Origin of the sequence: Bradyrhizobium sp. WSM1417 (assembly GCF_000515415.1) — a bacterium.
In the GTDB taxonomy this organism is placed as follows: domain Bacteria; phylum Pseudomonadota; class Alphaproteobacteria; order Rhizobiales; family Xanthobacteraceae; genus Bradyrhizobium.
On the sequence record NZ_KI911783.1, the window covers coordinates 1,120,857 to 1,144,287 of the forward strand.

27 protein-coding genes are annotated in these 23,431 nt (G+C 63.6%); 12 read left to right on the forward strand and 15 right to left on the reverse strand.

Annotated features, from left to right (window positions below):
- Window positions 1-198: 198 nt before the first annotated feature.
- The 3 genes from BRA1417_RS0105460 (at window position 199) to BRA1417_RS0105470 (ending at window position 2,364) form a co-directional block, all read left to right on the forward strand.
- Window positions 199-753, forward strand: a complete 555-nt coding sequence (locus tag BRA1417_RS0105460; RefSeq protein WP_027514955.1) for a fasciclin domain-containing protein — start codon at window positions 199-201, stop codon at window positions 751-753.
- A 184-nt stretch (window positions 754-937) separates the two neighbouring features.
- A complete protein-coding gene (locus BRA1417_RS0105465) occupies window positions 938-1,567 on the forward strand; it encodes a cytochrome b/b6 domain-containing protein (protein ID WP_027514956.1) in 630 nt (209 codons plus the stop codon).
- A 14-nt stretch (window positions 1,568-1,581) separates the two neighbouring features.
- A complete protein-coding gene (locus BRA1417_RS0105470) occupies window positions 1,582-2,364 on the forward strand; it encodes a molybdopterin-dependent oxidoreductase (protein ID WP_027514957.1) in 783 nt (260 codons plus the stop codon).
- Window positions 2,365-2,521: 157 nt separating this feature from the next.
- Here the strand turns inward: BRA1417_RS0105470 and BRA1417_RS0105475 are convergent, their stop codons facing one another.
- Window positions 2,522-3,706, reverse strand: a complete 1,185-nt coding sequence (locus tag BRA1417_RS0105475; RefSeq protein WP_027514958.1) for a YbfB/YjiJ family MFS transporter — start codon at window positions 3,704-3,706, stop codon at window positions 2,522-2,524.
- 132 nt (window positions 3,707-3,838) lie between these two features.
- Here BRA1417_RS0105475 and leuB point away from each other — a divergent pair, with 132 nt between their 5' ends.
- Window positions 3,839-4,951 (forward strand): 3-isopropylmalate dehydrogenase, encoded by a 1,113-nt coding sequence (leuB, locus tag BRA1417_RS0105480; protein ID WP_027514959.1) that lies wholly within the window; start codon window positions 3,839-3,841, stop codon window positions 4,949-4,951.
- 78 nt (window positions 4,952-5,029) lie between these two features.
- Here leuB and BRA1417_RS0105485 read toward each other — a convergent pair whose 3' ends face one another.
- Together BRA1417_RS0105485 and BRA1417_RS0105490 are read right to left on the reverse strand one after the other, a co-directional pair.
- Entirely contained in the window at window positions 5,030-5,416 is a 387-nt protein-coding gene (locus BRA1417_RS0105485; RefSeq protein ID WP_027514960.1) for a hypothetical protein, read from the reverse strand.
- Between the two features lie 156 nt (window positions 5,417-5,572).
- Entirely contained in the window at window positions 5,573-6,361 is a 789-nt protein-coding gene (locus BRA1417_RS0105490) for a hypothetical protein (RefSeq protein WP_027514961.1), read from the reverse strand.
- Between the two features lie 116 nt (window positions 6,362-6,477).
- Here BRA1417_RS0105490 and BRA1417_RS0105495 point away from each other — a divergent pair, with 116 nt between their 5' ends.
- Window positions 6,478-7,512 (forward strand): aspartate-semialdehyde dehydrogenase, encoded by a 1,035-nt coding sequence (locus BRA1417_RS0105495; RefSeq protein ID WP_007598796.1) that lies wholly within the window; start codon window positions 6,478-6,480, stop codon window positions 7,510-7,512.
- Between the two features lie 109 nt (window positions 7,513-7,621).
- Here BRA1417_RS0105495 and BRA1417_RS0105500 read toward each other — a convergent pair whose 3' ends face one another.
- Window positions 7,622-8,266 carry a carbonic anhydrase gene (locus BRA1417_RS0105500; RefSeq protein ID WP_007598798.1) on the reverse strand — a complete coding sequence of 215 codons (645 nt, stop codon included), beginning with the start codon at window positions 8,264-8,266 and terminating at the stop codon, window positions 7,622-7,624.
- Between the two features lie 111 nt (window positions 8,267-8,377).
- On the opposite strand from BRA1417_RS0105500, the gene BRA1417_RS0105505 reads away from it, so the two are divergent.
- Window positions 8,378-9,259 carry a CoA ester lyase gene (locus tag BRA1417_RS0105505; protein ID WP_027514962.1) on the forward strand — a complete coding sequence of 294 codons (882 nt, stop codon included), beginning with the start codon at window positions 8,378-8,380 and terminating at the stop codon, window positions 9,257-9,259.
- A 55-nt stretch (window positions 9,260-9,314) separates the two neighbouring features.
- Here BRA1417_RS0105505 and BRA1417_RS0105510 read toward each other — a convergent pair whose 3' ends face one another.
- On the reverse strand, window positions 9,315-10,286 hold the full coding sequence (locus BRA1417_RS0105510; protein ID WP_027514963.1) for an AraC family transcriptional regulator: 972 nt from the start codon (window positions 10,284-10,286) through the stop codon (window positions 9,315-9,317).
- A 525-nt stretch (window positions 10,287-10,811) separates the two neighbouring features.
- On the opposite strand from BRA1417_RS0105510, the gene BRA1417_RS0105515 reads away from it, so the two are divergent.
- On the forward strand, window positions 10,812-12,488 hold the full coding sequence (locus BRA1417_RS0105515; RefSeq protein ID WP_027514964.1) for a PAS domain-containing methyl-accepting chemotaxis protein: 1,677 nt from the start codon (window positions 10,812-10,814) through the stop codon (window positions 12,486-12,488).
- A gap of 133 nt (window positions 12,489-12,621) precedes the next feature.
- On the opposite strand, the gene BRA1417_RS0105520 is transcribed toward BRA1417_RS0105515, so the two are convergent.
- A complete protein-coding gene (locus BRA1417_RS0105520) occupies window positions 12,622-13,377 on the reverse strand; it encodes an SDR family NAD(P)-dependent oxidoreductase (protein ID WP_027514965.1) in 756 nt (251 codons plus the stop codon).
- A 191-nt stretch (window positions 13,378-13,568) separates the two neighbouring features.
- On the opposite strand from BRA1417_RS0105520, the gene BRA1417_RS0105525 reads away from it, so the two are divergent.
- The gene (locus tag BRA1417_RS0105525) at window positions 13,569-14,462 is read left to right on the forward strand and encodes an AraC family transcriptional regulator (protein WP_027514966.1); all 894 of its coding nucleotides are present in this window, start codon (window positions 13,569-13,571) and stop codon (window positions 14,460-14,462) included.
- 11 nt (window positions 14,463-14,473) lie between these two features.
- Window positions 14,474-15,247, forward strand: a complete 774-nt coding sequence (locus tag BRA1417_RS0105530; RefSeq protein WP_027514967.1) for an N-acyl homoserine lactonase family protein — start codon at window positions 14,474-14,476, stop codon at window positions 15,245-15,247.
- A 9-nt stretch (window positions 15,248-15,256) separates the two neighbouring features.
- Here BRA1417_RS0105530 and BRA1417_RS0105535 read toward each other — a convergent pair whose 3' ends face one another.
- The 4 genes from BRA1417_RS0105535 to BRA1417_RS0105550 form a co-directional block, all read right to left on the reverse strand.
- Complete coding sequence (locus tag BRA1417_RS0105535) at window positions 15,257-15,676, reverse strand: hypothetical protein (RefSeq protein WP_027514968.1); 420 nt, start codon at window positions 15,674-15,676, stop codon at window positions 15,257-15,259.
- Window positions 15,677-15,947: 271 nt separating this feature from the next.
- Window positions 15,948-16,733, reverse strand: coding sequence for a hypothetical protein (locus tag BRA1417_RS0105540; RefSeq protein WP_027514969.1), 786 nt, complete (start codon window positions 16,731-16,733; stop codon window positions 15,948-15,950).
- Between the two features lie 81 nt (window positions 16,734-16,814).
- Entirely contained in the window at window positions 16,815-17,420 is a 606-nt protein-coding gene (gene leuD, locus BRA1417_RS0105545; RefSeq protein ID WP_007604257.1) for a 3-isopropylmalate dehydratase small subunit, read from the reverse strand.
- Between the two features lie 106 nt (window positions 17,421-17,526).
- On the reverse strand, window positions 17,527-17,928 hold the full coding sequence (locus BRA1417_RS0105550; RefSeq protein ID WP_027514970.1) for a metallopeptidase family protein: 402 nt from the start codon (window positions 17,926-17,928) through the stop codon (window positions 17,527-17,529).
- 155 nt (window positions 17,929-18,083) lie between these two features.
- Here BRA1417_RS0105550 and BRA1417_RS0105555 point away from each other — a divergent pair, with 155 nt between their 5' ends.
- From BRA1417_RS0105555 to BRA1417_RS0105565, 3 genes are all read left to right on the forward strand, one after another.
- Window positions 18,084-18,365, forward strand: coding sequence for a hypothetical protein (locus tag BRA1417_RS0105555; RefSeq protein WP_027514971.1), 282 nt, complete (start codon window positions 18,084-18,086; stop codon window positions 18,363-18,365).
- Between the two features lie 41 nt (window positions 18,366-18,406).
- A complete protein-coding gene (locus BRA1417_RS0105560; protein ID WP_027514972.1) occupies window positions 18,407-18,664 on the forward strand; it encodes a hypothetical protein in 258 nt (85 codons plus the stop codon).
- A gap of 155 nt (window positions 18,665-18,819) precedes the next feature.
- A complete protein-coding gene (locus BRA1417_RS0105565; RefSeq protein ID WP_027514973.1) occupies window positions 18,820-19,380 on the forward strand; it encodes a hypothetical protein in 561 nt (186 codons plus the stop codon).
- A 54-nt stretch (window positions 19,381-19,434) separates the two neighbouring features.
- On the opposite strand, the gene BRA1417_RS0105570 is transcribed toward BRA1417_RS0105565, so the two are convergent.
- From BRA1417_RS0105570 to rimM, 5 genes are all read right to left on the reverse strand, one after another.
- Entirely contained in the window at window positions 19,435-19,644 is a 210-nt protein-coding gene (locus BRA1417_RS0105570) for a hypothetical protein (RefSeq protein ID WP_027514974.1), read from the reverse strand.
- A 94-nt stretch (window positions 19,645-19,738) separates the two neighbouring features.
- A complete protein-coding gene (gene leuC / locus BRA1417_RS0105575) occupies window positions 19,739-21,145 on the reverse strand; it encodes a 3-isopropylmalate dehydratase large subunit (protein ID WP_027514975.1) in 1,407 nt (468 codons plus the stop codon).
- A gap of 325 nt (window positions 21,146-21,470) precedes the next feature.
- On the reverse strand, window positions 21,471-21,857 hold the full coding sequence (gene rplS / locus BRA1417_RS0105585) for a 50S ribosomal protein L19 (protein WP_007598824.1): 387 nt from the start codon (window positions 21,855-21,857) through the stop codon (window positions 21,471-21,473).
- A gap of 110 nt (window positions 21,858-21,967) precedes the next feature.
- Window positions 21,968-22,723: a tRNA (guanosine(37)-N1)-methyltransferase TrmD gene (trmD, locus tag BRA1417_RS0105590; RefSeq protein ID WP_027514976.1), complete on the reverse strand. Its 756-nt coding sequence runs from the start codon at window positions 22,721-22,723 to the stop codon at window positions 21,968-21,970.
- A gap of 117 nt (window positions 22,724-22,840) precedes the next feature.
- Window positions 22,841-23,428: a ribosome maturation factor RimM gene (gene rimM / locus BRA1417_RS0105595; RefSeq protein WP_027514977.1), complete on the reverse strand. Its 588-nt coding sequence runs from the start codon at window positions 23,426-23,428 to the stop codon at window positions 22,841-22,843.
- Window positions 23,429-23,431: the final 3 nt, after the last annotated feature.

Consider the following 23,431-nt stretch of genomic DNA (forward strand, 5'->3'; position numbering starts at 1 on the left):
GAGTGCCTCACCACACGAACACACCCGCAGTTAGTTTCACGCATCACAAAGAAGTTTTGTTCGAAACCGCTTCGCAAACCCTCCCGTAATTCGAGCCAACGACGGCGCTGCTGCTTCACGCTCACAGGTTGCAGCCACTGTTGTTGCCCAACTCGAACGCCGGCAATCGCCGGTCACAATCCAATCGGGAGACCCTCCATGTCGAAGCGTATTGCCTATCTCACCGCCGCAGCTTTCAGCGCGCTGGCCATCACCGCGACCGTCGTCGCGCCCGTCCGCGCCGAGGAAAAGACCGTCATGGTCGGCGGCGCCGCGATGTTCCCGTCCAAGAACATCGTCCAGAACGCCGTCAACTCGAAGGACCACACCACGCTGGTGGCGGCGGTGAAGGCAGCCGGCCTGGTGCCGACGCTGGAAGGCAAGGGCCCGTTCACGGTGTTCGCGCCGACCAACGCCGCCTTCGGCAAGCTGCCGGCCGGCACCGTCGAAACCCTGGTCAAGCCTGAGAACAAGGCGACGCTGACCAAGATCCTCACCTATCATGTGGTGCCCGGCAAGCTCGAGGCGTCCGACCTCACCGACGGCAAGAAGATGAAGACCGCCGAAGGCGAGGAGCTGACGGTGAAGAAGATGGACGGCAAGGTCTGGATCGTCGATGCCAAGGGCGGCACCTCGATGGTCACCATCTCCAACGTCAACCAGTCGAACGGTGTGATCCATGTGGTCGACACCGTGCTGATGCCGGCGACGTAAATACCGCGCGGCCCGGCTTCATCCCCGAACCGGATGCGACGAAATGGCGAGCCGGGGGGTCCCTGGCTCGCTTTATTGTGACCATGATAGCCCGCCGGTATCGATTCGATGCCGGGCAGGGCGTAACGAAAGCGGACGCATCGGCGTATAATTGCTGTCAGACGATGTTCAGGACGGAACCGCCATGTCGAGCCTCACAGTCACCGACGAGCAGGTCAGCGCCGCCCCGGCCAAAGTGATCCAGCCGGCCTGGGTCCGGGTCATGCACTGGATCAACGCCCTCGCCATGATCCTGATGATCCTGTCGGGCTGGCAGATCTACAACGCCTCGCCGCTGTTCGGCTTCAGCTTTCCGCGCGACTACACGCTCGGCGGCTGGCTCGGTGGCGGCCTGCTCTGGCACTTTGCGGCGATGTGGCTGTTGATGATCAACGGCCTTGCCTATCTCGTCACCGGTTTTGCCACCGGCCGCTTCCGGAAAAAACTGCTGCCGATCACCCCGTCCGGCGTGCTCCACGATGTCAGGGCTGCGCTGACTTTCAAGCTCGGCCATGCCGATCTCACCGTCTACAATTACGTCCAGCGCGTGCTCTATGCCGGCATCATATTGGTCGGCATCCTGATCGTGCTGTCGGGCCTTGGGATGTGGAAACCCGTGCAATTGCACTGGCTCGTGTCCCTGTTCGGCGATTATCCGACCGCGCGCTACATCCATTTCTTCTGCATGGCCGCGATCTGCGCCTTCCTCGTCATTCACGTTTTACTCGCGCTGCTGGTGCCGAAGAGCCTGCGCGCGATGATCATCGGCCGTTGAGCGGAGAGAGAGTCATGGCCAAGCGCTCATTCCTGATTCCCGGCGTCGACAAGCGGCTGCTGATCAAGGACTCCATCAAGACGATGCCCGAGGTCAGCCGCCGCCGCTTCATCGCGGGCGGCGCCAGCCTCGGTGCGCTGACCCTGCTCACCGGCTGCGATGTGATCGATTCGTCCTCCGCCGAGGAGATGCTGAAGTCGGTTTCGAAATTCAACGATGCCGTGCAGGCCTTCATTTTCAATCCCGACGCACTGGCGCCGACATTTCCCGAGAGCGCGATCACGAAGCCGTTCCCGTTCAACGCCTATTACGATCTCGACGACGCGCCCGAAGTCAATGGTGACGACTGGAAGCTGGAAGTCCGCGGCCTCGTCGAAAACAAGAAGTCGTGGACGCTTCCGGAATTGTACAAGCTGCCGCAGGTCACGCAGATCACCCGCCACATCTGCGTCGAGGGCTGGAGCGCGATCGGCAGCTGGACCGGTACGCCAATGCGCGACTTCCTCAAGCTGATCGGCGCCGACACGCGTGCAAAGTATGTCTGGTTCCAGTGCGCCGACAAGGACGGCTACAATTCTCCGCTCGACATGCGCACCGCGCTGCATCCGCAGACCCAGATGACGTTCAAATACGCCGGCGAAATCCTGCCGCGCGCGTATGGGTTTCCAATGAAGATCCGCGTCCCGACCAAGCTCGGCTTCAAGAACCCGAAATACGTGGTCTCGATGGAAGTCACCAACGACTACAAGGGCGGCTATTGGGAAGACCAGGGGTACAATTCGTTCAGCGGAAGCTAGCTCCGCGGACCTGGCCTTACCGTCGTCCTGGACAAGCGAAGCGCAGATCCAGGACCCATTACCCCCGGGTTCAGTTTGACGAAGACCAGCAACCACGAATCTTCGCCAAACTCCTCTGTGGGGCAATGGGTCCTGGCTTTCGCCAGGACGACACCGGTTAATGCTCCACCTTTCGCTGACACAACGCCGCTACCGCGCCCAGCGCCAGCAGCGCTGCCGACACATTCAGCGCGTAACTCAAGCTCCCCAGTGCGTCCGTGATGGCGCCGACCACGATCGGCCCCAGCGTCTGGCCGACGCCGAAAGAGATCGTCATCGCCGCGATCGCGGTCGGCCACACCTCGGGCGGATAATTGAAGCGCACGAAGGCGGTGGTCGAGCCGACCACGGCGAAGAAGGCGACGCCGAACACGATTGCGGAGACCGCGAGCCATGCCGGTGAATGCCCGAGCATCGGCAGGGCGGCGCCGAGCGCGTTGGTGCCGAGAATGATCGCGGTCGCCAATCCGCCGCGATCGAGCGCGAGCACGCGGCGCCAGGCCCATGGCGTGACGAAGGCGCTCAAGCCAATCAGGCTCCAGAACGCGGCCTGCGCCGCGGCCCCGCCGCCGCCGTCGCGCACATAGGCGATCATGAAGGTCATGTAGGCGATGTAGCCCGCGCCGAACAGGAAGTAGCCGGCGAGATAGATCAGCACGGGAAAAATCGCGAAGGCGCCGTGGCTGCCTTGCGAGAAACGCACGCCGCTCTCGATGCGGACCAGGAACAGCGGCACGGTCATGACGACGGACAGCAGGGTCATCGCCCACCACACGATCCACCACGAGCCCGGCCCGAAATATTGCAGCGTGAACGGGGCGATCAGGCCCGATGCGAGAATGCCGATGCCGGGCCCGGCATAGAACAGGCTGAGCAGGAAATTCGCCCGCTCCGGGCGTGACTGCGCGATGGAAGCGGCCAACGCGCCGCCGGCGACGAAACCGGCCGCCGCGCCAACGCCCAGCACGAGACGCGCCAGGCTCAGCGCGACGAAATTCCCGGTCAGCGCGCAAGTCGCGAGCGCGGCGACGCAGGCCAGGGTTCCGCCGCGGATCGCGGCCGACCAGCCGACGCGCTGGATCAGCCGGGACGCCACAAGCGCGCCCGCGAGGTAGCCGACAGCGTTGATGGTGTTCATGAAACCGGCCGCCGAGTAGGACCAGCCGAGGTCCTCCCGCATGTCGGGCAGCACCAGCGAATAGGCGAAGCGGCCGATACCCAGCCCGACTGTCGCAGCCAGCGACAGGGTCAGGATCAGCCGCGCGGGATGGGCGTCGGGCGGGGGACGTTCAGGGGCGTGCAAATGGGTACTCCGGCATGCGCAGTGTGGCAGGCCCTGCCCGCCTTGCACAGAACCGAAGCGGCAATGGTGTCTTGCCAAGCACGCATCGCCGCTCTAGCACTCCGGCCGAAATCGACCTCAGAGGAAACGACCATGGCGACCCACAAACTGCTGCTGCTTCCCGGCGACGGTATCGGCCCCGAAGTGATGGGCGAGGTGAAGCGGCTGATCGACTGGCTCAGTTCGGCGGGAATCGCCAAGTTCGAGACCGACACCGGCCTCGTCGGCGGTTCGGCCTATGACGCCCACAAGGTGTCGATCTCGGAAGGCGACATGGTCAAGGCCAAGGATGCCGACGCGATCATCTTCGGTGCGGTCGGCGGTCCCAAATGGGACGCGGTGCCCTACGAGGTGCGACCCGAAGCCGGCCTGCTGCGTCTGCGCAAGGATCTCGGTCTGTTCGCCAACCTCCGTCCCGCCGTGTGCTACCCGGCGCTGGCGGAGGCCTCGAGCCTGAAGCGCGAGGCGGTCGAGGGCCTCGACATCATGATCGTGCGCGAGCTCACCGGCGGCGTCTATTTCGGCGAGCCCAAGACCATCACCGATCTCGGCAACGGCCAGAAGCGCGCCATCGATACCCAGGTCTACGACACCTATGAGATCGAGCGCATCGGCCGCGTCGCCTTCGAGCTTGCGAAGAAGCGCAAGAACAAGGTGACCTCGATGGAGAAGCGCAACGTCATGAAGTCGGGCGTGCTCTGGAACGAGGTCATGACCCAGGTCCACAAGCGCGAATACCCCGACGTCACGCTCGAGCACCAGCTCGCCGATTCCGGCGGCATGATGCTGGTGAAATGGCCGAAGCAGTTCGACGTCATCGTCACCGACAATCTGTTCGGCGACATGCTGTCCGATATCGCAGCGATGCTGACGGGGTCGCTCGGCATGCTGCCCTCGGCCTCGCTCGGCGAGGTCGACGTCAAAAGCAAGAAGCGCAAGGCGCTGTACGAGCCCGTGCACGGCTCGGCGCCTGATATCGCAGGCCAGGGCCTCGCCAATCCGATCGCGATGATCTCGTCGTTCGGCATGGCGCTGCGCTATTCCTTCGACATGGGCGCGCTCGCCGACAAGGTCGACGCCGCGATCGCCGCAGTGCTGGCCAGCGGCCTGCGCACCGCCGACATCAAGTCGGAGGGCACCATTGCCGCCTCGACCACGCAGATGGGCGAAGCGATCCTGAAGGAATTTCAGAAGCTGCACGCGTAACGACGCGCGTCGCTGACATCTCAAACAAAAAAGGCCGGGCGCGAGCCCGGCCATTTTGATTCGGTCGATATGTCCGCCTCAGTACAGCGGGAAATTCTGCGGATAACCGCCAACATCCTGCGGCGTACTCAGCGGCTGGCGATCGATCGGGCGGTTGAGATTTTCGCGCGCGAAGGTCGGATAGCCCACGGCCGGCGGGAAGGCGTAGTCGGAGAACTTGCGGTCGCCCGGATTGACCTCGGTGCCGCCGTCGAGCCAGGAGCGCTTGCTCACATAGATGCGGGTGCGGCCCTGCTGGTAGCTCGAATTGGGGCCGCTCGGGCCGTAATAGTGACGGCCGCTGTCATAGCGCTGCTTCTTGGTGTCGGCCGAGGCGGGTGTCGCGAAGGCTGAGGACATGGCAATCACGGCGCCGGCCGCAAGCCACATCGCCAGTTTGTTCGCGGCAGAGAAATTCGAGCTCATCACGTCCCCTTCAGGCGGCAAGCCGCCAATCAATTTCACGCTCATACTAACCCGGCCGGGGCGGCTGCAACTAGGTCTATTGGGTCACACCAGCGCTGAATAATCGTGCGCGCCGGCAAAAGTTGCATGGATACAGCCACTTGAGCTTGATGCCGGTCAGAGCGCGCCGCGCAATTGCGCATTGGCGGCGCCGAGCAGCCAGTCCGACGAGCCCGGGAGCGTGCAGGGGCGGCGCTTCAGCTCCGCATGGGCGAACAATTCGGCCAGCTTCGGCTCGTTGCCTGAGGTTAGCAGCGTCAGCCGGTTCAGCGTGCAGGCGATCGCCGCGCGCCGGGCCGGCAGGCTGTCGCCCTGGCAGGAGAATCCGGAGATCTGGAGCGCCGGCTCCTCGCTGCGCTTGAGGTAGCCGAGGCAGGCCCGCGCGCCCTCCGCCGTGCCGGTCGGCTGGAATAGGGCGACGGGGCCGAATTTCGTGTCGATCAGGCCGGCTTGCTCCAGCGGGGTCGCAGTGCCCAGTCCCATCCGGACGGCCAGATCGGCGGCGGCCGGACGGGTGACGTCGAATTCGCCGCCCTCGCGATAGATTTCGAGCTCGGCCATGGCCTTGTCCGCCTCGCCCGCCCAGCGCATCACGTCCCTGCGGCCGCCTTCGGGGTGCCTCAAGATAGTGTAAGAGGCTGTTTTTTCTGACGAATCGAGCCGGCTGAGGGCGAAGCCTGGAGGCGAGCGTTCGGCCACGGCCCAACCCGGCTTCAGCGCCGGATCGTCGTCGCGCAAGGTTGGCAGCTGGCCGAGTGCCGCAAGGCCGAGGATGGCAAACAGCACCAAAACCCCCACATAGGCGAACAGGCGCGCCAGCGTGCCGACGACCTCGTCGGCGAAGGCTGCGAGCGCCAGATGGATCTGGGTGGGGTTTGTGGCCGTGCTGGCCTCAGGCGACTGCATCCACGTCCCTAAGGCATGGTCCAACGTTGTCTTGAGGCCGGTTCTCGCATAGAAGCGCTGCTCTTCCTGTTTAAGCCTGAGCTTCAGGAAAGAGCTTTTTCGTCGGAGAGTGAACGATGGGTTACAAAGTCGCAGTCGTCGGCGCGACCGGCAATGTCGGACGGGAAATGCTCAACATCCTCGATGAGCGCAAATTCCCCGCGGACGAGGTGGTGGCCCTGGCGTCACGCCGCAGCATGGGCGTCGAGGTCTCCTACGGCGACCGCACGCTGAAGGTCAAAGCGCTCGAGCATTACGACTTCTCCGACGTCGACATCTGCCTGATGTCGGCCGGCGGCGAGGTGTCGAAGGAATGGTCGCCGAAGATCGGCGCCGCCGGCACGGTCGTGATCGACAATTCCTCGGCTTGGCGGATGGACCCGGACGTGCCGTTGATCGTGCCGGAAGTGAATGCGGACGCGACCGCCGGCTTCAAGAAGAAGAACATCATCGCCAACCCGAACTGCTCGACCGCGCAGCTCGTGGTCGCGCTCAAGCCCTTGCACGACAAGGCGACGATCAAGCGCGTCGTGGTCTCGACCTATCAATCGGTGTCGGGCGCCGGCAAGGATGCGATGGACGAATTGTTCTCGCAGACCAAGGCCGTCTACACCAACCAGGAGCTGGTCAATAACAAGTTTCCCGCGCGCATCGCCTTCAACGTCATCCCCCAGATCGACGTCTTCATGGAGGACGGCTACACCAAGGAAGAGTGGAAGATGATGGCGGAGACCAAGAAGATTCTTGATCCCAAGATCAAGCTCTCCGCGACCTGCGTGCGCGTGCCTGTCTTCGTCGGCCATTCCGAGGCCGTCAACATCGAGTTCGAGAACCCGATCAGCGCGGACGAAGCGCGCGACATCCTGCGCAAGGCGCCGGGCTGTCTCGTCATCGACAAGCATGAGCCCGGCGGCTACGCCACGCCGTATGAAGCCGCCGGCGAGGACGCGACTTACATCAGCCGCATCCGCGAGGACGCGACGGTGGAGAATGGTCTCGTGCTGTGGTGCGTCTCGGACAATCTACGCAAGGGCGCCGCGCTCAATGCCATCCAGATCGCGGAAGTCCTGATCAACCGCAAGCTGATCAGCGCGAAGAAGAAGGCAGCGTAGGCCGTGCTGCCGTAGGGTGGGCAAAGGCGCGAAGCGCCATGCCCACCATCTCTCCACTGGCATAGAAGTGGTGGGCACGCTTCGCTAACCCACCCTACGAACCACGGATCTACGCCACCTCGCGCGCGTTCCTGAATTCCTTCGCCGCCTTGTCCAGCACGAACAGCGACCCTTCCGCGACGCCGAAATAGGCGCCGTGGGTCTGCATCTGGCCGCTCTCGACCGCCTTCTGCACGAACGGGAAGGTCATCAGGTTTTCCAGGCTGCGGAACACCGCGGCCTTCTCGATGCGCTCGACGAATTGCGCCATGGTCTCGTGGTCGCGCTGCTCCACCACCTCGCCAGGCTTGATGAACATCTGCATCCATTTGCCGATGAAGTCGCCGGGCGTGAGCGGCTCGATCTTGTCGACGAAGGCGCGGATGCCGCCGCACTGGGCGTGCCCGAGCACCACGATGTGCTTCACCTTCAGCACCGTCACGGCATATTCCAGCGCCGCCGAGACGCCATGCGCGTTGCCGTCGGGCTGATACACCGGCACCAGATTGGCGATGTTGCGGACGACGAAGAGTTCGCCCGGCCCGACGTCGAAGATCACTTCCGGCGAAACGCGGCTATCGCAGCAGCCGATCACCATTACTTCGGGGAACTGCCCCTTCACCGATAGCTCGCGGTAGCGGGTCTGCTCGGTTGGCAGCCGCTGGGTGGCGAAGGCCTTGTAGCCTTCCAGCAAATGCTCTGGGAATGTGGTCATGGCCTATGCCTAATCATATACCGCTGGGACGAACAAGCCTTTCGAATAGGCAGGCCAGATGCTATCGGCTTCGGTCGAAAGTGAGACGAGGAAACCGGAAGGAACGCTTGCATGACCCGCCCGCGCCGCAGCCATCTGTTCATGCCCGGCTCTAACCCCCGCGCGCTGGAAAAGGCGCGTAATCTCGCCGCCGACGGCCTGATCCTCGATCTGGAAGACTCCGTCGCGCCCGATGCCAAGGCGGTGGCGCGCGACGGCATCGCGGACGCGATCGCAGCCAAAGGCTTCGGCAAGCGCGAGATCCTGATCCGGACCAACGGCCTCGACACGCCCTGGTGGGCCGACGATGTCGCTATGGCGGCGAAGGCCTCGCCCGACGGCATCCTGGTTCCAAAGGTTTCAAGTGTCGAGGACCTCGACGCGATCGGCCGCCGTCTCGCCGAGCTCGGCGCGGCGCCGACCGTAAAGGTCTGGGCCATGATCGAGACGGCGCGCGCGGTGCTGCATGCGGAGGAACTGGCTGCCGCAGGGCGCGATCCAGCGCGGCGCCTGTCAGGCTTCGTGTTCGGCCCGAACGACATCTCGCGCGAGACGCGCATCAAGATGCTGCCGGGCCGCGCCGCGATGATCCCGATGATCACCCATTGCATCCTGGCGACGCGCGCCCATGGCCTCGAAATCCTCGACGGTCCCTACAGCGACATCGCCAATTCCGACGGTTTCGCCACCGAATGCGCGCAAGGCCGCGATCTCGGTTTTGACGGCAAGACGCTGATTCACCCCTCGCAGATCGAAGCCTGCAACGCGATCTTCACCCCGCCCGAAGAGGACGTCGCGCGCGCGCGAAAGATTATCGCCGCGTTCGAATTGCCGGAGAACGTCTCGCGCGGCGCGATCCGTCTCGACGGCGCGATGGTGGAGCGGCTGCATGCCGACATGGCCCGGCGCACGATCGAGATCGCGGATGCGATTGCGGCGATGGGGAAGAGTTGAGGGCTCACCGCTTTCGACAGCGCTTTGCTGCGAATTCAGAAACTGCGTCGATGCGTCACTGCCTTCGTCTCGCGTTCTTCAAGGTTTCGGATGGCAGCTCACCGACCGCTCGCCGATATTCCGATGCAAAGCGGCCGAGATTTTGAAAGCCACATTTGAACGCGACGGCAACGACGCTGGTCTGCTCATCGGGATGTCGCAAGAGCTCCGTCGCCCGCTGTAGCCGGAAGCGCCGCGCCCACTGACCGGGTGATCCGCGTCCGGCGTCGGAGAATTCCCGGAAAATCGTCCGCACGCTTACGTTGGCAATCTCGGCAATCTTCTCCATGTCGAGTGGTTGATCCCAATGAGCTGCGATGTAGGATTCCACGATGTCGACGACGGACCGGTTGGCGCTCGGCGCCGGGCGCTGAAGCCGATCGGTGAAATTATGCCGGTTCGCCAGAAGGATTCGCACCATCAGCGCCCGCTCCAGTTCGGCGATGACTATTGGTGAGTAGCTCTGTCCGAACCTGTCCAACTCCTCCGCAAATCTGAAGACGTCCTGACGGACATGCGTCATCACCGCCGGGTCGGATTCGCCCGGTACAAAACGCAGCTTCGTGTCGCTGTCATCGCCCAGGATTGTCTTCAGCAACCGCTCGAGTGCGCCGGCATCGATCCTCAGCACCAATTGGCGATAGCCCGGCGCAAATTCGAGATCCAGCCTGGCGTCTCCGGAGATGATCGGACTAAAGGCCTCAATTGGCTCGCTGCTCCCATTGGTCCTGAAGCTCGCAGCCCCCTGGATGGAGAAGAACTGGCGGAGAACTTGCGATTCGGGAAAGGAGAGCGACGCCGCACCTTCGTAGCCGCAGAAGGCGAGGCCAATCGATTGCAGGCGCGCGAAATTGGCCTGGATACCAAACTCGCGGCCGTGCTTGTCGAAGCGGTCGGCGCCATATTCGGCGAACAGGCGGTCACGCGCGAACTCGCTATCGCGCGACTGAAGCAAAGGGTACCGGTCGAGATAAGAGACGCCGCCCAAATCAAAATCCCCTAAGGCTCAAACTACTGCTTCGCCGTTTGGGCGCTACCAATTGGAAATTGCATGGCATCACCCGCGGACGTGGTTGGCACTTGCCGGAGCGTAAACCTGCCCCCGAAGTTCGAGCCGCTGCGACAAATTGTCTGGACACCCGACGCAAATGTCTAAACGTTTTTCCCGCGCCAATGGATCACCGCGACCGAGGTGAGGGCGATTGATGCCTGCCGTTGCCGAATACCGATACGATCTTAGGCCGGCGTTCGCAGTTCAAGGCCACGGACCCCCTGAGGTGTCGGCAAAGCTCGATAGGTCTCTGCCCGGCTGGTCAAGCTGGCAGGATCCGGCCACCGTGTCTTCGATCGGACAAATACTCCGATAATTCGATTCGTTTACCTGTGCTTCATGTGCAGGGTCGCGTCTCTGACCAACGATTGGTCGGTACGAAATTCCCAGCAAGGCCATGAATGCTGAAACCGTTTGGAAGCGCATGCGCTGCAGACGGAGCATCAATTTCGGAGCGATGAAATGTTCGGTCGTAAATCCCGCGTCGATGCACAAGCTCAGATTGAGGCAATCGGCCGCTCGCAGGCCATGATCGAATTCAATCTTGATGGGACGATCATCACGGCCAACAAGAATTTTCTCGACGCCCTCGGCTATCGGCTCGACGAAATCCAGGGCAAACATCATTCCATGTTCGTGCCGGCCGAACAGCGCGACAGCGCCGAGTACAAGGCGTTCTGGGCCGCATTGAACCGTGGCGAGTATCAGGCGCGCGAGTTCAAGCGGATTGCGAAGGGCGACCGCGAGGTCTGGATCGAAGCGTCCTACAATCCGGTCCTTGACGGCAACGGCAAGGCGGTGATGGTCGCCAAGATTGCGACCGACATCACCGCGAAGAAAATCCGCAGCATGGCGGACGCTTCGAAGATCGCCGCCATCAGCCGAGCGCAGGCCGTGATCGAGTTCAAGCTCGATGGCACCGTCGTCACGGCGAACGAGAATTTCTGCAAGGCGCTCGGCTATTCGTTGTCCGAAATCGAGGGCAAGCATCACAGCCTGTTCGTGGCTCAGTCCGAGCGCGACGGCGCGGCCTATCGTGAGTTCTGGGCCGCGCTCAACCGCGGCGAATACCAGGCCGGCGAATACAAGCGGATCGGCAAGGGCGGCCGCGAGGTCTGGATTCTCGCCTCCTACAACCCACTGCTCGACGAGAACGGCAAACCGTTCGGCGTCGCCAAGTTCGCCACCGACATCACTGCCGAGAAGCTGAAGACCGCCGACCTCGCCGGTCAGATCGCGGCGATCGACAAGGCGCAAGCCGTGATCGAGTTCAACATGGACGGCACGATCATCACCGCTAACTCCAATTTCCTCGGCGCACTCGGCTATTCGCTGGCGGAGATCAAGGGCAAGCACCACAGCATGTTCGTCGAGCCGTCGGAGCGCGATGGCAATGGCTATCGCGAGTTCTGGGCGGCGCTCAACCGCGGTCAGTACCAAGCGGCCGAATACAAGCGCATCGGCAAGGGCGGCAGGGAGGTCTATATCCAGGCCTCCTACAACCCGATCATGGATCTCAACGGCAAGCCGTTCAAGGTCGTGAAATATGCGACCGACGTCACGAAGCAGGTGCTGGTCCGCATGGGCAACGAGCGCGTTCGCGGCATGATGGAATCGGTCGCCGCCGGATCGGAGGAATTGAATGCCTCGGTGCGGGAGATCTCCGAGGCCATGACCAAGTCCCGCCAGACTGCCAGCAGTGCGGTCGATCAGGTCGCGTCCGCTGATGCCCAGGCTCAGCGCCTCACTGAAGCGGCGCTGGCGATGAGCGGGATCGTCGAGCTCATCAACAACATCACCGGGCAGATCAACCTCCTGGCCCTTAACGCCACCATCGAATCCGCCCGCGCCGGCGAAGCCGGTCGGGGCTTTGCGGTGGTGGCTTCGGAGGTCAAGAGCCTCGCCAACCAAGCCAAGCAGGCCACTGACAAGATCGGCGCTGAGATCGGCAGCCTCAACGGCATCTCCGGAGACGTCGTCACCGCCCTGGCTTCGATCAAGACGGCCATCAACAACGTCAGCGAGTATGTGACGTCGACGGCCGCGGCAATCGAAGAGCAGAGCACCGTGACCAACGAGATGTCGACCAGCATGCAGCGCGCCGCAGCAGAAGCTGCCGCGATGGCGGCTAGTGCGTGATCTTCGCGCGGACCGCGTTGATGGTCTGTTACGGGATTTGGCGCAGAAGCCGTGCGGGAATCAAAAGGCGATGGTGCCGGCCGCGGCGGGCGGGCCAGGGCCGCGGCCGGTGTGTAACCCAATCGCGCCTCGCTCAGATCGTCTGGCCGCCGGACACCTCGATCCGCTGCGCCGTGACCCAACGATTGTCGGGACCGAGCAGGCTCGCGACCATCGATCCGATATCGTCGGGCAGACCGACGCGGCCCAGTGCGGTCATCTGCGCAAATTGGTTGTTCAAATCCGGCATGTCCCTGACGGCGCCGCCGAGAAAATCGGTTTCGATCGCGCCCGGCGCAACGACGTTGGCCGTGATGCCGCGTCCACCAAATTCCTTGGCCATGTAGACGGTCAGAACCTCGATGGCGCCCTTCGCAGCCGCGTAGGCCGAGAAGCCGGGGAAGGACACGCGCGTCAGCCCGCTCGAGAAGTTGATGATCCGGCCCTTGTCGGCGAGCAAGGGTAGCAAGGCCTGCGTCAGGAAGAATGGTCCTTTGACGTGCGTGGCGAACAGGGCGTCGAATTGTTGCTCCGTCGTCTCTGCGATCGCAGCCATCTCGCCCTGACCGGCATTGTTGACGAGGTGATCGAATCTCTCGGTGCGCCAATGCTCAGCCAACGCGGATCGAACTTTTGCGACGAACGCGGGAAAGCTCGACACAGCGGTGACGTCAAGCTCCAGCGCGACCGCCTTGCGGCCGAGCGCTTCGATCTCTGCGACGACGTCTCGTGCTCCGGCGGCCCCGCTGCGATAGGTCACGATCACATCGCCGCCGTGACGTGCGATGGCGATGGCGGTGTTGCGGCCAAGGCCGCGGCTGGCGCCGGTGACGAGAGAAATGGTAGGCATCGGAAATTCCTCGAAGCGTTGCGGTGATCTCCGTTTGCTCGCGACCAGTCGTCCGGTGTTGCCGGATCCTCGGAGTGTCTTGCCCAACACTCCGGGATGCGGCGACGGCGGTCTTGCCTAAAACTCCTGATTTTCTGCCTGAACGGCCGGTGCCGATTGCCTGCGCGCCGGGCTCGGCCTAAAATTGGCGCGTGACCGAAACGCTGCTCCAGATCGCCAGTCGTTATTCCGCGGCTCACGCCGACGACAAGGGCATCGCCTCCACGCCCTTCGCCGGCGTCTCGATCATCCGCGAGACGGCGCCGAGTGCGCTCCTGTACGCGATCTCCAGGCCTCTGGTCGCAATCGTCTTGCAAGGCGCCAAACGTGTGGCGACCGGCCGGACGTCCTTCGACTTCGGTGCAGGCGATTCCTTGTTGATTGCGAGCGATGTGCCGACGGTCAGCCAGATCACGCGCGCCACAGTGGCCGCACCCTATCTTTCGCTCGTCGTCGAGCTCGACCCCACAATCATCGAGGGATTGGTGGTCGAGATGGGTTCGCTCCCGTTCATTCCGTCCCGCCCGCTACGGGTCGAGCCGACAGAGCAGGAGCTCGCGGACGCAGCGCTCCGGCTGTTGCGCCTGATCGACCGCCCCTCAGCCTTGCCGATCTTGCGCGGCCAGCTGATGCGAGAGCTGCATTATTGGCTGCTGGCCGGCCGCCACGGCGGGGCCATCAGGGCGCTCGGAATTGCCGATAGCCATGCACAGCGGATCGGCCGCGCGGTTGCACTCATTCGTGCCGGCTATGCCAAGCCGTTGCGCGTCGATCGGTTGGCCAAAGCCGCGGCGATGAGTCCGTCGGCATTTCACGCGCACTTCCGGAGCGTCACTTCGCTGACCCCGCTACAGTTTCAGAAACAACTTCGCCTGATCGAAGCCCGCCGCGCGATGCTGGCCGATGGTGCGCAGATCGCGACCGCGGCTCATCAGGTCGGCTACGAAAGCATCACGCAGTTCACGCGAGAATATTCCCGGCTGTTCGGCATGCCGCCTGGGCGCGACATACGCGAGGCGAAGCGGCGGATTGAATCGGCGGCTTGATGAGTTCCTCAATGGCGACGGTTGACAGACTCTACATCCTCGACGGCGGCATTGCAGAGGTCATGGACGGCTCGATCTACTCTCCCGGCATCAATGTCGGCGTCCCCATGACGCTGAGCTGCAATGCCTACCTCGTCAGTCATCGTGGCGAATGGCTGATCTGGGATACGGGAATCGAGGATGAGCTATCGAAGCATCCGGAGGGACGCATCATCGCCCACGGCATACGCGGCATCGTGCGTCGTCCCATCGCGGACCAATTGGACGAAATCGGGGTGCGGCCCCGCGACATCAGCACGATCCTGCTTTCGCACGCGCATTTCGATCACATCGGAAATGTCGATCTGTTCGAGAATGCAAGATGGATCGCCCAGCGGGCTGAATTCGAGGCCATGTTCGGACCAGACCCTGAAGAATTCGGCTATTCGCTACCGCACTACAAATCCTTGAAGCAGCGGCCTTACGAAATCGTCGATGGTGACCACGATATATTTGGCGACGGCGCGGTGCGCATGATCTTCACGCCGGGCCATACCCTCGGGCATTGCTCACTGATGGTGAGGCTACCGCGGCGCGGCGCCGTGCTGCTGAGCGGCGACGTCGCGCACAATCGCGAGAACCTCCGGCACATGCGCGTGCCGTCCTTCAATGCCGATCCGCAGGCAACGGTCGCGTCCATGGCCAAAGTGGTCGAGCTGCTTCGCTCCGAGAATGCCGAAATCTGGATCAATCACGACACGGCTGAGAGCGACGAGCTGCCTCACGCGCCAGACTGGATCGTGTAAGCGCGCGCGTCACCGTGGCGCGACGTCCGCGCGATCGAGCGACTCCAGTGTCGAGGCATTGGCGCAGAATCCGTGATAGTTTTCCGCGGCGGTGCCGTCGGCCAGCTCGCGATCGCACTGGCCCTTGTGGCTGCAAAGTGCGCACACCCGCTCCATGTCGCGCAGCAGCAGCGGATGCGCGCGACCGAGCCCTTCGGCGCTGACGCCGAGCTGCTCCAGCATCTTCGGCAGCTCGTCGGCGGAGTGCTTGCCGTGACGGACCAGCTCCTCCAAATCGTCAGGCGCGATCCGCAGATCTTGCGCGATCCGATCGAAATCGGAGCGGTCGAGCTGCCGGATCTCGTTCAGCTCGCGGCGATGCTTCAGCCAGCTTGCAAAGGATTCGATGAGGTCCTGGACAATGGGATAAGGCCTGGTTGCGGTGCTCATGCGAAGCTCCATTCGAACGGCGGAATTGGAGCGAGATTAGGCACAATGGTGCAGGTGCGCGTTGCGCTGGATCAAATAGCGATGACGGGACCGCGGCCTCCGGTGCACCTCTCCCGCTTGCGGGAGAGGTCGGCGCGTCCGGGCGATGCGAAGCATCGTCCCGCGCGCCGGGTGAGGGTTCTCTGCTCTAGGGGATTGTCCCGTTGTGGAGACACCCTCTCCCCAACCCTCTCCCGCAAGCGGGAGAGGGAGCGCACCTCTTGCGCGGCAGCTACGCGAACCGCTCCGCCGCCCACGCATATAGGCTGCCCGGGATCGGTTTTTCGCCGCCGCGGCCCTTGGGTGAGATGTGCAGGCCGATGATGTCGCGGTCGGTGACGAGGCCGAGATAGCTCGAGGGATCGAAGAACAGTTTTGGCTCGGCATGCACGGCGTAGAACGACTGCTTCGGCAAGGCGCAGTGCAGCTCGCCGGTGCGGCGCGCGAGCGCGGTGAGTGCCGCCGGCCCGAAGATCGCGACGCGAATGTCGGAGAGACGGTTCGAGCCGCCGCGCAGGCGGCGCATCGCGAACGTGACGCGATGGCGCAGCGACAGCCAGTCCGGCGTCAGCTCCTCCTGCTCCATCAGCTCTTCGAAGGCGGCAACGATGCCGTGTTCGGGCGGAAGGTAGATCACGGAGTTGCCGAGCTGGCGCGGCCGCTCCCACGCGAAGTAGGGCTTTGCGGGATCGATCTCGACCGGCCTGAGCAACAGCACGTCGGCATCGAGCCAGAGGCCGAGGCCCTTCGCCATCAGCTTCATGCGGAAGAAGTCGCTGAACTGAAGCGTGGTCCAGTCGCGCCAGCTGCCGTCCGGCTGCGGTGGCCGCAATCGTTCGGAGAACGCATGCGGCAGGATCGCCTCGGCGTCCGCATTGCCGACGCCTGAGGGCAGGCCGGGAATGGTGTCAAAACTGTAGACCGTGACCTTGTGGCCGGCAGCCAGCTGCGAGCGCAGACAGGTCTGGCGCAGGGCGTCCATCGGGCCGTGCCAGAAGGTGACGATGTCGGGCAGCATGGGCGCAAGCTATAGAGGACAACGCTGACAAAGAAAAAGCCCCGGCGCTGTCAGCACCGGGGCTCGAACGAAGACTTGCAATCAGGCCCAGGCGCGTTCGCGCTTGAGCTTCTCCTCATAGGTGTCGATCGAGGCCTTCTTCTCCATCGTCAGGCCGATGTCGTCGAGGCCGTTGATCAGGCAGTGCTTGCGGAACGGGTCGATCTCGAACTTGACCTTGCCGCCGTCGGGGCCGCGGATCTCCTGGTTCGGCAGGTCGATCGTCAGCGTCGCGTTGGCACCGCGCTCGGCGTCGTCGAACAGCTTGTCGAGGTCTTCCTGGGCCACGCGGATCGGCAGAATGCCGTTCTTGAAGCAGTTGTTGTAGAAGATGTCGCCGAACGAGGTCGAGATCACGCAGCGGATGCCGAAGTCGAGCAGCGCCCAGGGCGCATGCTCGCGGCTCGAGCCGCAGCCGAAATTGTCGCCGGCGACCAGTACCTTCGCATTGCGATAGGCGGGTTGGTTGAGGACGAAATCCGGATTCTCGCTGCCGTCGTCTTTGTAGCGCTGCTCGGAGAAGAGCCCCTTGCCAAGGCCGGTGCGCTTGATGGTCTTGAGGTACTGCTTCGGAATGATCATGTCGGTGTCGACATTGATGATCTTCAGCGGCGCCGCGACGCCTTCCAGCGTGGTGAACTTGTCCATGGTTGCGCTTTCCCGGGATGGTCTAGGGAACCGGTATTTATCGCGATCGGGGCGGAAATCCTAGGCCGAATTCGGCAGATCTCGTCTGCCTAACCGGGCTCTCTGCTCAACCCGGCTCTTGGGCCTCGATCGCGGCCATATCGTCGTCCGACAGGCCGAAATGATGGCCGATCTCGTGGATCAGGACGTGGCGGACGATATGGCCGAGGCTTTCGTCTTGCTCGGCCCAATAGTCCAAGATCGGCCGGCGGTAGAGCCAGACCATGTTGGGGAGCCGCGCCACGTCGCCAAAACTCTGCTGCGGCAGGCCGACGCCCTGGAACAGGCCGAGCAGGTCGAACTCGCTCTCGCATGCCATCTCGTCCAGGACCTCCTCGGTGGGGAAGTCGTCGACGCGGATGATCACGCCTTCGCACAGCCTTCGAAACTCCGCCGGCAGGCGTTCGAACACTTCATGCGCCATCGCTTCCATCTCGGCCAGCGAGGGCGCTTTCAATTCCGTCCACATGGGCTTCTCATAGCGTGGGTTTCGCGGCGATGCATCCGGCTTTATAAGCGCGGCGAGGTTGACGGGCGCCGTCAAAACGGGGAGCGTAGGGCCTCGAAATGGACGTTCAAATGGGCGGAAAAATGCGAGCGAAAACAGCGCTGACGCTACTGTGCATGGGGTTGTTTTCGCAGTTTTGCGTTGGCGCGGAGGCCCAGACCGCCGCTCCCGGGATCAGGCTGGCCCAGGCGGCCTCGCGAGACGATCTTCCGCCGCCGCGCAAGCGGGCCCCGGCGCGCCTGCGCGTCACCCCCTATTACAGTCCGGATGGCGTCTATCCCCGCTACAATCCCGGTCCCGATGCGGTCCGCGAGTGCAACGCTAACTATGTGCAGGAATATCGCCCCAGCGGCACGGTGATCGTGCCGCATATGAGCTGCTACTGGCGCCGGGGCTGATACGAGCGCGATGCCGTCGCGCGCCTGAGGCGGAGGTCGTCATGACGAGATGGTTCGCATTGGCGGTTGCCGTCGGGCTTGCCGCAGGCCTGCCTCACGCGTCCGCTGCGCACAGGGTGACGAAGCTGCCCGATGCGTCGGCCGGGCGCGCGGTGTTCGACGGGCGCCGACATGTGCGGTCCGACGTCGTGCGATACGCCCCGCGTCCCGATCCACATTACTACGCGCGGCCGGTCTACTACCGTCCTTATCCCTACGGCGTGCCGGCACCGTTCGTGCTCGGCTTCGGGCCGTGGTGACGACGTCGCGGCGCGACGCCGGGCCCGTCGTTCATTCATGAGGCATTCACGTCGCTGTCCCTAATTTAATCTTGGGAGCGACCGCCAATGAACAGGGATGACGCGAGCCGGGAGCGAGCGTCGCAACTCCGCTGTCCAGATTCAGGGAGAAGTCCATGCTGAGAATATTGGGTCTCAGGGCAAGCCCGATGCGCTTGCTCGGGATTGCGGCCGCCGCGACGCTGATGCTGTCGGCCGGAACCACGCGTCCTGCTGAAGCAATGACTCCGATCAATCCGACGGCGTTGCCTGCGGCGAAGGCTGCAAGTGACGATGTGATCCCGGTTCGCCACGGCGGCGGTGGCGGCGGTGGGCATGGTGGCGGCGGCTTCCATGGCGGCGGCGGCTTCCACGGTGGAGGCGGCTTCCACGGTGGCGGAGGACATATCGGTGGCTTCCGCGGCGGTGGCTTCCACGCGGGTGGCTTCCGCGCCGCGCCCGCCTTTCATGGCGGTGGCTATCGCTACGGCGGAATTCGCCACTATGGCGGAGGCGGATTCCATCGCTACGGCATCTATCGCCCGCATTACGGCTATCGCCATTTCCATCGGCGCTATTACGGCGGCTACTATCCCTATTACCACCATCCGCGCCGCTGCCGGGTCATCTGGACCTATTACGGCCCGCGCCGCGTCTGCCGCTGGCATCGCTGGCACCATCCGTACCGCTATTGGTAAGCACGATCGAAATGAAAAGGGCGCCTCGACGGCGCCCTTTGTTCATCCGGTGGCTTAAAGCCAATCCTTCAGTTTCCACGTCGCCGACGTCCAGCGCGTGAGGTTCTCCAACTTCCATTGCTTGAACATCGCCGGCGGCCAGCGGCTGAGCTTCGAGGTCTCCTCGACCTCGGGCTTGGCGATCATGCGCAGCGGTGCCGCGCGCCGCCGATGCTGGGGCGTCGCCGCGCTGATCAGATCGACATATTCAGGCTTGCCGGCCATGAGCTCGTGTCCTCGCGAAATGTCGCGAGGACGCAGTGTCGGCGCTGCCGATTAACGGCGGTTTGCCGCAATCGCTCAAATTGAGGGGAGCGGCTTACCGCCACTCCCTGATGTCGACGAAGTGACCCGCGATCGCCGCGGCTGCGGCCATCGCCGGCGACACCAGATGGGTGCGGCCCTTAAAACCCTGGCGGCCCTCGAAATTGCGGTTCGAGGTCGAGGCGCAGCGCTCTTCCGGAGCCAGCTTGTCGGGGTTCATCGCAAGGCACATCGAGCAACCGGGCTCGCGCCATTCGAAGCCGGCCTTGATGAAGATCTTGTCCAGACCTTCAGCCTCGGCCTGCTCCTTCACGAGGCCGGAGCCCGGCACGACCATGGCGTTGACGCCGCCCGCGACCTGCTTGCCTTCCGCGATCTTGGCGGCGGCGCGCAAATCCTCGATCCGGCCGTTGGTGCAGGAGCCAATGAAGATGCGGTCGAGCTTGATATCGGTGATCTTCGTCCCCGCGGTCAGGCCCATATATTTCAGCGCGCGGTGCTTCGACAGGCGCTTGGCCTCGTCCGCGATCTTGTCGGGATCGGGCACGCTGCCGGTGACCGAGATAACGTCCTCAGGCGAAGTGCCCCAGGTCACGATCGGCGGCAGCTTTGCCGCATCGAGCCGCAGCTCGTGGTCGAAATGCGCACCCTCGTCGGAGCGCAAGCGCTCCCAGTAACGCATCGCGGCGTCCCAATCCGCGCCCTTCGGCGCCTTCGGGCGGCCGCGCAGGAAGTCGAACGCCTTCTGGTCCGGCGCGACCAGTCCGGCGCGCGCGCCGCCTTCGATCGACATGTTGCAGACCGTCATGCGGCCTTCCATGCTGAGCGCGCGAATCGCGTCGCCGGCGTATTCGAGCACGTAGCCGGTGCCGCCCGCGGTGCCGATCTCGCCGATGATCGCGAGGATGATGTCCTTGCCCGTCACGCCATCAGGCAATTTGCCGTCGACGGTGACGCGCATGTTCTTCGCCTTCTTCTGGATCAGCGTCTGCGTCGCCAGCACATGCTCGACTTCCGACGTGCCGATGCCGTGCGCGAGCGCGCCGAACGCACCATGCGTCGAGGTGTGGCTGTCACCGCAGACGATGGTGGTGCCGGGCAGCGTGAAGCCCTGCTCGGGACCGATGACGTGGACGACGCCCTGACGCTTGTCGAACTCGTCGTAATATTCGATACCGAATTCCTTGGCGTTGTCGGCCAGTGCCTTGATCTGCTCGATGCTTTCAGGGTCGGGGTTCGGCTTGGTGCGGTCGGTGGTCGGCACGTTGTGATCGACGACGGCCAGTGTCTTCTCCGGCGCGTGGACCTTGCGGCCGGTGGCGCGCAGGCCTTCGAACGCCTGCGGTGAAGTGACCTCGTGCACCAGATGGCGATCGATATAGAGCAGGCAGGTGCCGTCCTCGGCTTCGTGCACCAGATGGTCGTTCCAGATCTTGTCGTACAATGTGGTCGGCTTGGACATGAGCGTCAGCTCCAGGAATGTTGTGTAGAGCGGGTTGCGCGGCTGGCGCGCGGGGCAACAAAATCGTCAGCGCAGCTTTTAGGCTGCGCGCGTAAGCTCTGACGTTGCCGAGGTCGCGAAGCGTCCGAAGAACCGGCCGGGCAGCCGCGAGCGATCGTCGATCACGACGCGCTTGACGGGCGAAAGGCTGGTCAAATCTGGAAACATTCCAAGAATATATAGCAGGCCGAACCGGAATCGCGAGGGCTTTGACGCGCACGGCTGACGCAACAAAAAAGCGCGGGGTTTGGCCCCGCGCTCTCTAAAACTCGCCTGTAAGCGGAGCTTACTCGTTGACGGCAGCAGCCGGGCGGTCCTGCTTTTTCTCGACGATGCGGGCCGACTTGCCGCGAAGGTTGCGGAGGTAATAGAGCTTGGCGCGACGCACCTTGCCGCGACGCACCACCTTGATCGAGTCGATCATCGGCGACATCACCGGGAACACGCGCTCCACGCCTTCGCCGTACGAAATCTTGCGTACCGTGAAGCTCTCGTTGAGACCGCCGCCGGAACGGCCGATGCAAACGCCTTCATAGGCCTGCACGCGGGTGCGGTCGCCTTCGACGACCTTCACGTTGACGATCACGGTGTCGCCGGGGCCGAATTCCGGAATCTCCTTGTTGGCGGAGAGCTTGTCAAATTGCTCTTTTTCGAGCTGTTGGATCAGGTTCATGGGTAAATCTCCATCGGCGCGCCCAGCCTTGGAAAACGGGGGCTGCGCGAAATTCGTTTATCCAGCCATTGCGGATGTGGCCGCTGCTATAAGGCAAGCCGGAGCGTTTGTCACCCGTCTGTCTTGTTTTTTGGCGTTTTTTGGCGTCCGGGCCGATTCGGGGCTTTGCTCGGGATTTGAGCCCACAAATCCGGTCGCCGGGCCGCCGTCAGGGCCTCGGATTCCGCCCGCCGCCAGCTGGCGACTTTGGCATGGTCGCCGGAGGTCAGGATCTCCGGAATCGGGGTTCCCTCGAACAGCTGCGGCCGGGTGTATTGGGGGTATTCGAGCAGACCGTCCGAAAAGCTTTCCTCCGTTCCCGAGGCTTCCTTGCCCATCACGCCCGGCAGCAGCCGAACACAGGCGTCGATCAGAGCCAGGGCCGCGATTTCGCCCCCGGAGAGCACGTAATCCCCGATCGAGACCTCTTCCAGGCCCCGCCCGTCGATCACGCGTTGGTCCACCCCCTCGAACCGCCCGCAGACGATCAGGGGACCCGGACCCTTGGCCAGGTCCGTGACCCTGGCCTGGGTCAATGGCCGACCCCTCGGGCTCATCAGCAATTTCGGCCGGTCCGGTCCGATCCCGGCGGCATCAATCGCGGCCGCCAGAACATCGGCCCGAAGCACCATGCCCGGCCCGCCGCCGGCCGGGGTGTCGTCGACGCTGCGATGGCGGTCGGTGGCCGAGGCGCGAATGTCCCGCGCCTCCAGCTCCCAGAGCCCGCCCGCCAGCGCCCGACCGGCCAGGCTCACGCCCAGCGGCCCCGGAAACATCTCCGGAAACAGCGTCAGCACCGTCGCGCGCCAGGGTGAGGAGGTGGTCATTGGATCTCAATTATTGTCGTCCCGGACAAGCGGAGCGCAGATCCGGGACCCATAACCACCGCACTTCGTTTTGCGACGGCTGGAGCGATCAGCTTAGCCAAAAATTCTGGCCTGTTGTTATGGGTCCCGGCCCCCCGTGCGCAAGTTGCGCACTAGGCCGGCACGACTCGGGGAGGAATCCTCCTCGGTGTCATCGCCGTCATCGCCCGCGATCTCCTCCGGCAGCGCGATCACGACGCGGCCGCCCGTGAGATCGACCTCCGGCACCACCGCGTCCGTAAACGGCAGCAGCATCGTCGTGCCTGTCGGCGGAGCAATCTCGATGATGTCACCGGCGCCGAAATTGTGGATCGCGAGCACGCGGCCGAGCGCATCGCCGGCCGTGGTGACGGCGGCGAGCCCGATCAGATCGGTGTGGTAATATTCGCCCTCGTCCGTCGCGGGCAGCTTTTCGCGCGCGACGTAGAGCTCGATGCCGTTGAGGCGCTCGGCCTCATCGCGGGTCGTGACGCCCTTGAACGTCGCAACCAGATGATCCTTGGCCGGGCGCGCCGTTGCAACCTCGAATTGGCGCTTGCCGTCCTTGGACGAGAGCAGACCGTAGCTCCGCACGGCAAATGGATCTTCCGTGAAGGTCCACAGTTTGACCGCGCCGCGCACACCATGCGCGGCGCCGATCCGCGCGACGCAGACCAGCGCCGGCATGAT

What these genes read in the sequence shown, in the direction of transcription:
- BRA1417_RS0105495 (WP_007598796.1), top strand. Translation starts at nt 6,478, where the DNA reads ATGGGTTACAAAGTCGCAGTCGTCGGCGCGACCGGCAATGTCGGACGG.
- BRA1417_RS0105460 (WP_027514955.1), top strand. Translation starts at nt 199, where the DNA reads ATGTCGAAGCGTATTGCCTATCTCACCGCCGCAGCTTTCAGCGCGCTG.
- BRA1417_RS0105485 (WP_027514960.1), bottom strand. Translation starts at nt 5,416, where the DNA reads ATGAGCTCGAATTTCTCTGCCGCGAACAAACTGGCGATGTGGCTTGCG.
- rplS (WP_007598824.1), bottom strand. Translation starts at nt 21,857, where the DNA reads ATGAACCTGATCCAACAGCTCGAAAAAGAGCAATTTGACAAGCTCTCC.
- leuD (WP_007604257.1), bottom strand. Translation starts at nt 17,420, where the DNA reads ATGGACAAGTTCACCACGCTGGAAGGCGTCGCGGCGCCGCTGAAGATC.
- leuC (WP_027514975.1), bottom strand. Translation starts at nt 21,145, where the DNA reads ATGTCCAAGCCGACCACATTGTACGACAAGATCTGGAACGACCATCTG.
- trmD (WP_027514976.1), bottom strand. Translation starts at nt 22,723, where the DNA reads ATGACCACCTCCTCACCCTGGCGCGCGACGGTGCTGACGCTGTTTCCG.
- BRA1417_RS0105500 (WP_007598798.1), bottom strand. Translation starts at nt 8,266, where the DNA reads ATGACCACATTCCCAGAGCATTTGCTGGAAGGCTACAAGGCCTTCGCC.
- BRA1417_RS0105490 (WP_027514961.1), bottom strand. Translation starts at nt 6,361, where the DNA reads ATGCAGTCGCCTGAGGCCAGCACGGCCACAAACCCCACCCAGATCCAT.
- BRA1417_RS0105555 (WP_027514971.1), top strand. Translation starts at nt 18,084, where the DNA reads ATGGGGTTGTTTTCGCAGTTTTGCGTTGGCGCGGAGGCCCAGACCGCC.
- BRA1417_RS0105570 (WP_027514974.1), bottom strand. Translation starts at nt 19,644, where the DNA reads ATGGCCGGCAAGCCTGAATATGTCGATCTGATCAGCGCGGCGACGCCC.
- leuB (WP_027514959.1), top strand. Translation starts at nt 3,839, where the DNA reads ATGGCGACCCACAAACTGCTGCTGCTTCCCGGCGACGGTATCGGCCCC.
- BRA1417_RS0105520 (WP_027514965.1), bottom strand. Translation starts at nt 13,377, where the DNA reads ATGCCTACCATTTCTCTCGTCACCGGCGCCAGCCGCGGCCTTGGCCGC.
- BRA1417_RS0105540 (WP_027514969.1), bottom strand. Translation starts at nt 16,733, where the DNA reads ATGCTGCCCGACATCGTCACCTTCTGGCACGGCCCGATGGACGCCCTG.
- BRA1417_RS0105565 (WP_027514973.1), top strand. Translation starts at nt 18,820, where the DNA reads ATGCTGAGAATATTGGGTCTCAGGGCAAGCCCGATGCGCTTGCTCGGG.
- BRA1417_RS0105470 (WP_027514957.1), top strand. Translation starts at nt 1,582, where the DNA reads ATGGCCAAGCGCTCATTCCTGATTCCCGGCGTCGACAAGCGGCTGCTG.
- BRA1417_RS0105515 (WP_027514964.1), top strand. Translation starts at nt 10,812, where the DNA reads ATGTTCGGTCGTAAATCCCGCGTCGATGCACAAGCTCAGATTGAGGCA.
- BRA1417_RS0105550 (WP_027514970.1), bottom strand. Translation starts at nt 17,928, where the DNA reads ATGTGGACGGAATTGAAAGCGCCCTCGCTGGCCGAGATGGAAGCGATG.
- BRA1417_RS0105535 (WP_027514968.1), bottom strand. Translation starts at nt 15,676, where the DNA reads ATGAGCACCGCAACCAGGCCTTATCCCATTGTCCAGGACCTCATCGAA.
- BRA1417_RS0105530 (WP_027514967.1), top strand. Translation starts at nt 14,474, where the DNA reads ATGGCGACGGTTGACAGACTCTACATCCTCGACGGCGGCATTGCAGAG.
- BRA1417_RS0105560 (WP_027514972.1), top strand. Translation starts at nt 18,407, where the DNA reads ATGACGAGATGGTTCGCATTGGCGGTTGCCGTCGGGCTTGCCGCAGGC.
- rimM (WP_027514977.1), bottom strand. Translation starts at nt 23,428, where the DNA reads ATGCCGGCGCTGGTCTGCGTCGCGCGGATCGGCGCCGCGCATGGTGTG.
- BRA1417_RS0105505 (WP_027514962.1), top strand. Translation starts at nt 8,378, where the DNA reads ATGACCCGCCCGCGCCGCAGCCATCTGTTCATGCCCGGCTCTAACCCC.
- BRA1417_RS0105465 (WP_027514956.1), top strand. Translation starts at nt 938, where the DNA reads ATGTCGAGCCTCACAGTCACCGACGAGCAGGTCAGCGCCGCCCCGGCC.